This window comes from Ensifer sp. ENS08 (assembly GCF_014852195.1).
Classification (GTDB): domain Bacteria; phylum Pseudomonadota; class Alphaproteobacteria; order Rhizobiales; family Rhizobiaceae; genus Ensifer; species Ensifer adhaerens.
On the sequence record NZ_JACVBF010000039.1, the window covers coordinates 1 to 8328 of the forward strand.

Here is an 8328-nt window from a genome sequence, read left to right on the forward strand (position 1 = left end):
GCCGCCGACGTTCCGGCCCAGAGAGAACTTCCATCTTAAAATTGCTGCTAGTCATAATGCCGACATTACTCCTACACACTTAACTAAGTGGGGGAGCATGTCCGGGCCTTTCGGGGGCTAATTCAGATAGAGCTCTAGAAGCTCAACCTCGTCGAGCGTCAAGGGATCGCCTAGCGCCACTACAGCAAATTCCGGGCGGAGACGCTCGCTGATGCTTCTCGCGAGCCTCTCGCCTTCGTCGCGCAGTTCCTTGACGATTTCGACGTTCGGCGGTGCTTCTCTGAGCGCCTGGATAGCATCCCGCCCTTCAGAGATTGCCTGATCGCTTCGGTCTAGGATAGAGTCGAGCAGCGAGATCGCTTGGGCGGGCTTGGATGGCAACAGATGACGCATAGCCTGCATCTGGAAAGAAAGACCCTGGAAGCTTTGCAGCAATGTATCGTGCAGTTCGCGCGCCACGCGGCTTCTTTCACCGACCCTCTCAGCCAGCCGAATGTTGTACTCGTTTCTTAGTTGAGCCGAACGCGCCCGAAAAGCCAGCGCGAAAGCGGAGACGAGGGCAAGCGACGCTAGGACAACGAACCACCAAGAGCGCCACCATGGAGGATGGACGACTATGTTCAGCAAAGCGCCTTCGTCGGTCCAACTCCCTCGCTGCACGGCTGCCTGTACCACCAGTTGATATGCGCCCGCCGGAAGATGAGCGTAATTGATCGTCCTGCCTTCACTCGAAACCGTGTGCCAATCAGCGTCCAACCCGTTCAGCCTGTAGCGATACCTGGTGCTGGGCGGGTCAAGGAAGCTGAGTGCGGCAAACGTCACCCGCAAATCGGAGCTGTGGTCGATGGCAATGGCAGAATTGCCGCGAGGCGTCGGTATTTGCCGACCGCCCGCGGAGATGTCACTGAAGACTACGTTAGGTGCGGGTTTTGCTGAAAGTGGTACCGTGTGTCTGTGAACTGTTGCGCCCGAAAATCCAGCGAAATACATCGACCCGTTGGTAGATCTTGCGCAGGCGTTCCATCCAGTCAGATCTTCGCCGGGCAAGCCATCTTGCGTGGTGAAGTTGCTGAAACTGAGATCTCTTGGATTCAGGCGGGCAACACCCTTATTGGTGCTCATCCACAAATGCCCAGCCTCGTCTTCAAGGATGCAACTGACGACGTTTCCTGGAAGGCCATCTATGTCGAAGAAAGATTCGACCCGATCGTAGGGAGGCTTGATTCTGTTAAGCCCGTTCTGGGTTCCGACCCAAACGACCTGTTCGCTGTCGACAATCACCGAATTGACCGTGTTGTTTGACAACGAGAGCTCATTCATCGGCTCGTTGATGTATGTCTCGAAGTGGCCTGTGGATGTAGAGAACCTGGCCAATCCCTTGGTGCTGCCAAGCCAGAGATGCCCCTCCAGGTCCGAAGCGATTGAGAAGAAGGCGCTGTGCGCTGGGTTTGTTCGAAAGTAGCGCTGAAATTTTGAAGATTTGATATCGAAACGGTTCAGCCCATTCCAGGTGGAGATCCAGAAGGAGGACTCCCCGGCGGGGTAAATGCGCGTGACGATATCACTGCTTATCGACTCGTCATTTCCGGGCTCACTCCGAAATGAAGCAATTTCGCCGGTCTCCCGATCGTATGCCAACAGCCCCGCGCCGAGGGTGCCTATCCAGAGCTTACCATCTCCTCCTTCCAAAAGCGTGAGGATCTCAACGGGCGTATCGCGGCCGAGCGGCGTATGAACTGTCAATGCACGATCGGGGCCCAAACGGTTGAGAGCGCCGCTTGCACCAAACCAGACGTATCCTTCTTGGTCTTCCAGGATCGTATTGACCAGCGACTCGCCCAATTTGTTGGGCAGCTTGGGAAGCGGCCAGAGCCGCTCGAATGGCGCGCGTTCGGAAGGAAACATATTGGGGGCTGCTGAATGTAGCCCGACCCAGATATTGCCCTCCCGATCTTCACGCAGGGCAATGGCACGGTTTGCGGCGAGGCTTCGCTGGTCGCTGGGGTTGTGCAGATAGCGGTCGAACGTGAACGAGCCCCGGTTGAGCTTCAACAACCCCGACCCCATTGTCGCCAGCCAGATGTCGCCCCCAGACGTTTCGATCAGAGAATAAACCCCCGACAAACTCGTTTCTGAAGACGCTTCATCATAGGCCAGGCGCCTCACGACGTTAGTCGTCCGATCGTAGATTGCTAAACCGTTGCCCGCCCCATAGTAGATCCAGAACGTTCCATGAGAGTCCTCATGAAAGCCGAACTCTCGCACCTCTTGGCGAAGCGGTATGCGGCGAGAAACCTTTCCAGTCGCCGGGTCTAGCGCTTCAAGTCCAAAGCCGCTGGCGACCCAGAACACGCCATGACGATCAAATCCGGTGGATTTTATATCGCTCGAGGACAGACCATTGGGATCGAGGGGGTCGTGGCCATACCGCGTCACGTCGCCTGATTCTGGATCAAGTGCAAAGAGCCCTTGGCTCGTGGACAACCAGAGCTTGCCTTCTGCACCCTCGCTAATGTGAATCACAGTGGGAGAACTCGGGTCGATCACATAATGGCGAAACAGCTCCGTCCCGCTGTCAAACGCGTCAAGATACTGGTCGCTGCCGACCCATATTGTTCCCTTCTTGTCCTTAAACAGGGAGTATATGAAGGTCCCGCTGAGACTTCCTGGGTTTGCGCGCTCGTGTCGGAACGTACGAAACGCATACCCATCATATCTGCTGACCCCGTGTTGGGAACCAAACCAGATGTATCCTTCGTCGTCCTGGAGTATCTGAGATACCCGAGTCTGGGACAGACCTTGCGAGACGGAAAGATGCCTGAAAAGGATGTCGTTTTTGTCGTGGACTTTAATTGGTTCCAACGCTTCTTCGACTGCCGCAAGCAGAACATGTTCAGCTTGAGCCTTATTCGCAAAAACAACGAAGAACGCACACAACAGACAAAAGACCGGAAAACAGCGCCTCGTCTTGAACGCAGCTTCCCTTATCACGGCCTAGCTACCTCTCAGCCAACTCCTTCAAAAGGTACTCCAGGCGGTTGATCTGTTCAACAAGCTTCGCGGAGGTGCAACGGGCAGCTTCTATATCTGGCTCGTCGCGTGAGAGCCACCGCAGATTGGAGTGCACTCCGAGTGCGACAACGCTGACAACTATCCGCATTTCGCGAAGCTTAGCTTCCAGGTCTTCCGACCGAAGCTTCTCTCTAGCGCTGAAGTGGTCCTCTCCCAAGTCACCGGGCCCTGCGCATGTCCTCAACGCAATATCAGTCTGCACCTTCATCGGTCACACCTTAGAAATTTGCGTCCACGAATTTTAGACCTGTTTGATCGGCTGTATACACCCGATCGGGGGGTACGCCCGAGTTTTCGAGCTCTTCTGTTGGCAGTATGAACGCGTAAGTGGAAATGGCGTTATGTAGAGCATGAGCGATGCCCGCCCACTTTCCACGGCCTCCTCGTGTGAAATGATCGGCTGGACGTCATCGTCCGGAACGTCTGTTCCCGAGCCCGCGGATGCGCGGGGATACCAACGTACAATAGCTTTAACGACTGGCTAGAGATTAGCATCTGCGGACGGTGATGATCGAGGACAAGCAATGCCATCCAGGAAAAGCCCCTCCGGCGAGGCACGCGCAGCTGCCGCTCACCGATCGAAGGATATCCAAGTTGCGGCCGCTCCACCCGCGCGGGAGTTCGCGCATGGCGAACGTTTCCATCTGCACACGGGCCGTATCGGCGTAACTGGAGGCGCCTTGGCAAGGCGCGGGAACGGATAGAGAGCCAGAAAGCAGCTACATTTCCAAACAAATCTGTTGGAACGGAGAGTGTCGTGACCAGACTGCTCATACTGTACTATTCGTCCTACGGGCATATCGAAACGATGGCGAATGCTGTCGCCGCTGGCGCGATTTCCACCGGTGCCGACGCCGTCGTGAAGCGTGTGCCGGAATTGGTACCACATGAGGTCGCGGCGGCATCTCATTACAAAATGGACCAAAGTGCTCCGATAGCTAAAGTAAGCGAATTAGCACAATACGACGGAATAATTGTGGGATGTGGCACCCGTTTTGGAGCGGTCGCCTCCCAAATGCGCAACTTCTGGGACCAAACCGGTGAACTGTGGGCGACCGCTGCTCTGGTTGGGAAGGTAGGCTCGGTCTTTACGTCGAGCGGTACGCAACACGGCGGACAGGAGTCGACGATTCTAGGGTTTATTCCCACTTTGATGCAGCATGGGATGGTGGTCGCCGGATTGCCTTACACGTTTGAAGGTCAATCTGGCGTCGGAGAGGTCAAAGGCGGCTCTCCGTATGGCGCATCGACAATCGCGGGTGACGATGGCGGCAGGCAGCCCTCACTACCTGAGCTCGAAGGTGCGCGTTTCCAAGGCGCTCACGTCGCCCGTATCGCCGGGAAACTACGGAGCACCGGTTAGGCTCCAAGCGCCTCGCGCCGCCTGACACAATACGCAGAAGCGCTGGCTTCCGAAAGTCGGCACGTGCATCGATGCACGCGATCTGACCAAAACGTCAAAAAGAAAGTCCTGAAACAGCCTGTTCGTAGGGGAGAGAACGTCGTGGTCCGACTACTGCTGCTGGCACCGTTTATCGGATTGCTTATCGTCCCGCTGTATAACTTCCAAGAGCCGATGCTTCTCGGTTTTCCTTTTTTCTATTGGTATCAGTTCGCCTGGGTACCCCTCACGTCGCTCTTGACCTACGTCGTCTACAGGAGTGTTCGTGATGACCACTGAAATCGATAGTTCCGCCCTGGCAGTGTTTGTTTTTTTCTTTGTCCTCGTAACAGCCATGGGTTTCTTCGCCTCGCGTTGGCGACGAGCGGAGTCCCTCGACCACCTTGATGAATGGGGCCTCGGCGGCCGGAAGTTCGGAACTTGGATAACATGGTTTCTGGTCGGAGGAGATTTCTATACCGCATACACGGTCATCGCTGTTCCCGCACTGGTGTACGCCGTGGGCGCATATGGCTTCTTCGCACTTCCCTACACAATCATCGTTTATCCGCTGGTCTTCGCAGTAATGCCATTGTTATGGAAGACGGCTAAAGAATGCGGGCACGTCACCGCAGGTGATGTCGTCCGAGGCGCCTACAATTCCCGTGCTCTAGAACTCGCCGTAGCAGTAACGGGCGTAGTTGCGACCATGCCCTATATCGCGTTGCAGCTTATCGGCATGGAAGTCGCGATCAAGGCATTAGGCCTCACAGGTGAAATACCTATCATAACAGCCTTTCTAGTCCTGGCGCTCTACACGTATTCCTCAGGTCTGCGCGCACCAGCGTTGATTGCATTCGTGAAGGATATAATGATCTATGTCGTGGTTTTGGCTGCCGTAATCATCGTTCCATCAAAGCTGGGAGGCTATGGAGCCGTATTCGCCGCGGCAGACAGCGCGTTTCAAGTCAAAGGCGCCGGAGGTATTTTGCTGAATGAAAGTCAGTTCCTCCCCTATGCTTCGCTCGCACTAGGATCCGCGTTGGCCGCATTCATGTACCCACACACATTGACCGGGATATTCGCATCTGCTGGAGTAAACACGATCCGAAAAAATGCCATCCTGTTGCCCGCCTACACGCTTTTATTAGGGTTGCTCGCGTTACTCGGATACATGGGACACGCCGCCGGCCTTCAGATCGAGAGCAACAACGACGTTGTGCCCGCGCTGTTCAAGTATCTGTTTCCAAGCTGGTTCGCTGGCTTTGCGTTTTCAGCAATAGCGATCGGTGCATTGGTGCCCGCCGCTGTGATGAGCATTGGCGCGGCGAACCTCTTCACTCGCAATTTCTGGAAAGTCTGGGTCAATCCCGAGGTTACGCCCGCGGGCGAGGCGAAGGTTGCGAAGGTAACATCGATGCTAGTGAAGGTCGGCGCGCTCCTGGCCATCCTGTTCCTGCCCACTCAATTTGCCCTCGACCTGCAACTGTTGGGAGGGCTATGGATACTGCAAACACTCCCAGCGCTCGTTTTCGGGCTCTACAGCACATGGTTCCGCGCACCGGCACTTCTCGCAGGATGGGCTGCCGGATTCATTGGCGGCACTTTGCTGGTTTGGAGTGACGGCCTGAAACCGCTGCACACCTTTGCTTTCTCCGAAGTTCAGGTGACAATCTACACCGGACTTATAGCGCTGTTCTTGAACGTGGCTACCGCTGTGATCTTGAACCTCGCAATTTCCGCCAACGACACTAGTCGGAGCATTTTGCCCAGCAAAGATTGAATCCTACAAAAGATCAGCCGTCTTCAGGATCGATCTTTCGTCAGGACACGCCGGCTTGGGACGGTCCGCGGGCCCGACTCCACTCTCCAGTCGGGAGCTATTGCATCGCGGCCAGACGGCGGCCCTGGTACAGCGTTTTCGATCATTCTCGGTGCTTCTTACAAAACTAACAGGGTCGTATTTTAAGGCGTTGAAACTGCAAAGGAGAATGTTAAATGCGTGCACGATCCATCATTGGCGCAGCCCTCGCGGCCCTTACTCTGGTTACAGTTCCGGCTACAGCACATGAGTTGGAAACCGTAACGCCGACCTTCGACCAGGCAATCCCCAACATTCCCGGTAAATCGGTCCGCGCGGTAGTGGTTGACTATGCACCGGGCGCGGCATCGTTGCCGCACATCCACGCCGAATCTGCCTTCATTTTTGCCTACGTACTCTCTGGCGAAATCGAATCTCAGGTGAACGATGGCCCTAAGAAGACCTACGGCCCCGGAGAGAGCTTTTACGAGACCCCTGGCTCCAGCCACCCTGTAAGTCGCAATGCGAGCACGACGAAGCCCGCCAAGCTTCTCGCTGTCTTCGTCGTCGACACTGACGAGCAGGAGCTGACAACCAACACAAAAGGGAAAGAGTGAACAGATGTCAGCACGTCTCGACTACAATCAGATCGCGCCCGCTGGCGTTAAAGCACTGGGGGGGGTCTACGGCTACGTTATGCAAAGTGGCCTCTCTCCAGTGCTGGTGGAACTTGTCTATCTGCGCATCTCACAGATCAACAACTGTGCCTTCTGCTTGGATATGCACACACGCGATCTCCTGAAAAAGGGCCAGCAGATCGAGAAGATCGCTCTGCTGCAAGCATGGAGAGAGGCTGGAAATCTCTTTGACGAGCGTGAACGCGCAGCCTTGGCATGGGCGGAAACTGTAACGCGCGTTGCGGAAACCGGTGTGCCGGACAGCGCCTACGAAGAGGCGAGCGCATTCTTCAGCGAACGTGAACTTGTGGACCTCACCATCGCCATCGGCCTGATGAACAGTTATAATCGGATGGCTATCAGCTTCAGGAATGTTCCACAAGCGGTAGCCGTCAAGTAGGGACCGAAGCACGCTTGCAGGCTGCAACTCAGCGAGGCTGCAAGCGTGGTTCTAGATCCCAATCTGGTGTTGGATTTCGTCGAGTGATAGCCCCTTCCAAGGAACCCGGTTTGACGCGACTGTCGTTTTGCCTGGCGAACATTCCCGACGGCGGACCTAAGGGATCGCGAAGTCAGTTCCCTTGGACACCGCCGTCGCGAACCGCGTCGGACGCGATCAACATCGTTTCAAATCCTGCATTTCAAACCGTGTCCGTTGCCTTCCGCTGTTCAGAGGAGGCCGCTTGGTCCCATGCGAACGTGCTGCATGCGGACGGTCCCACGCCGGAGCAGAGGGACCTGCTCCGGTCAACGCGCGATCTCCCCATGAGGGCATGTTCGACAGCGGGCGATCTAGTCCGAGGCGAAGCTCGGCACCTGCGCAAGTTCGGCTATTCGGAATCGTGTGGAACTGCGTGTTCAAGCGACACGCCACGTTGAGCAGAAGTCCGAACAGCTGCGTCCGGCCTGACAGGTGACGGCCGGAACACAAGTCCCGTACGACGGCGGCTGCCAAGGCGGACGACCGCATGCCACAGAACAGTTCGGTCCCGCGGCCATCGGAACCCCGAGACGAAAATCCGAAGAGCCGAATGAACAGGTAAACGGCACTGAAGCCGACGAGAGACTGGCGGAGCATCTTCTCGAAAAAAGCTACAGAACTTACGGCCATTCGTCACGAACGGTTGAAGCCGCCCATGTCGACTGCAGTTCAGAAGCTTCCGCTTCCAGCGCAACGTCGAGCCCTGGACATTGCGACTGAGGCGGCATCCGGATGGAACGTCCATCCTCTGCCAATGTGCCGCGGACCGGTCCTCCGACGCTATCCCAATCTGCGCATTCCGGTGAAGTCGGCCGCTGATTCCGAAACGAAGCCGGCCACCTATTCCGATTTTATGCCGGCCACCATTCCGCTCTGAAGCCGGCCAGTTGGTGCTCCCCTGGGTCGTTGTTTTGCA

At 56.1% G+C, this 8328-nt stretch carries 7 protein-coding genes; 5 read left to right on the forward strand and 2 right to left on the reverse strand.

What is annotated here, in order from left to right; all coding sequences use genetic code 11:
* Nucleotides 1-117: 117 nt before the first annotated feature.
* Nucleotides 118-2991 (reverse strand): two-component regulator propeller domain-containing protein, encoded by a 2874-nt coding sequence (locus IB272_RS35745; protein WP_192445876.1) that lies wholly within the window; start codon nucleotides 2989-2991, stop codon nucleotides 118-120.
* A gap of 7 nt (nucleotides 2992-2998) precedes the next feature.
* Entirely contained in the window at nucleotides 2999-3280 is a 282-nt protein-coding gene (locus tag IB272_RS34340) for a hypothetical protein (protein WP_192445877.1), read from the reverse strand.
* 549 nt (nucleotides 3281-3829) lie between these two features.
* Here IB272_RS34340 and wrbA point away from each other — a divergent pair.
* From wrbA to IB272_RS34365, 5 genes are all read left to right on the forward strand, one after another.
* Nucleotides 3830-4435, forward strand: coding sequence for an NAD(P)H:quinone oxidoreductase (gene wrbA / locus IB272_RS34345; protein ID WP_192445878.1), 606 nt, complete (start codon nucleotides 3830-3832; stop codon nucleotides 4433-4435).
* Nucleotides 4436-4576: 141 nt separating this feature from the next.
* Nucleotides 4577-4753, forward strand: a complete 177-nt coding sequence (locus tag IB272_RS34350) for a DUF3311 domain-containing protein (protein ID WP_192445879.1) — start codon at nucleotides 4577-4579, stop codon at nucleotides 4751-4753.
* On the forward strand, nucleotides 4743-6236 hold the full coding sequence (locus IB272_RS34355; protein WP_192445880.1) for a sodium:solute symporter family protein: 1494 nt from the start codon (nucleotides 4743-4745) through the stop codon (nucleotides 6234-6236). The genes IB272_RS34350 and IB272_RS34355 overlap by 11 nt, the downstream gene beginning before the upstream one ends.
* A gap of 215 nt (nucleotides 6237-6451) precedes the next feature.
* The gene (locus IB272_RS34360) at nucleotides 6452-6871 is read left to right on the forward strand and encodes a cupin domain-containing protein (RefSeq protein WP_192445881.1); all 420 of its coding nucleotides are present in this window, start codon (nucleotides 6452-6454) and stop codon (nucleotides 6869-6871) included.
* 4 nt (nucleotides 6872-6875) lie between these two features.
* Nucleotides 6876-7331 carry a carboxymuconolactone decarboxylase family protein gene (locus IB272_RS34365; protein ID WP_192445882.1) on the forward strand — a complete coding sequence of 152 codons (456 nt, stop codon included), beginning with the start codon at nucleotides 6876-6878 and terminating at the stop codon, nucleotides 7329-7331.
* The last annotated feature ends 997 nt before the right edge of the window (nucleotides 7332-8328 follow it).

Coding starts and splice junctions, on each gene's coding strand:
- IB272_RS34340 (WP_192445877.1), bottom strand. CDS start 3,280: ATGAAGGTGCAGACTGATATTGCGTTGAGGACATGCGCAGGGCCCGGT.
- IB272_RS34355 (WP_192445880.1), top strand. CDS start 4,743: ATGACCACTGAAATCGATAGTTCCGCCCTGGCAGTGTTTGTTTTTTTC.
- IB272_RS34360 (WP_192445881.1), top strand. CDS start 6,452: ATGCGTGCACGATCCATCATTGGCGCAGCCCTCGCGGCCCTTACTCTG.
- IB272_RS34365 (WP_192445882.1), top strand. CDS start 6,876: ATGTCAGCACGTCTCGACTACAATCAGATCGCGCCCGCTGGCGTTAAA.